This is a genomic window from Parachitinimonas caeni, assembly GCF_030129945.1.
GTDB lineage: Bacteria > Pseudomonadota > Gammaproteobacteria > Burkholderiales > Chitinimonadaceae > Parachitinimonas > Parachitinimonas caeni.
Map to the genome: position 1 here is coordinate 1 of NZ_JARRAF010000301.1, position 255 is coordinate 255.

At 73.3% G+C, this 255-nt stretch carries 1 protein-coding gene; it reads right to left on the reverse strand.

The window, feature by feature from the left end:
- Positions 1-255: hypothetical protein (locus PZA18_RS25910; RefSeq protein ID WP_284103542.1), on the reverse strand; the 255-nt coding region annotated here is incomplete at both ends.

Consider the following 255-nt stretch of genomic DNA (forward strand, 5'->3'; position numbering starts at 1 on the left):
AGCGAACGGTCAGCGGCCGGTTGGCATAGGCCGGGCCCACCGCTACCGGCGCGGTGGGGACCAGATCGGCATAGCTCGGCTGGATCTGGATCGGCCCGGACAGGCGCTGGTTGTTGGCGCGGCGGTCGGGCTCATTCAGGCTGCGGTTGACGTCGGTCTGCACCGCGATCCGCCAGCGGCCGGCCAGCCGGGGCGGTATGCGGACCGTGGCCTCGCAGTCGCTGCCCTGACCCACCGCGAGCGGGCCCTGGCGAC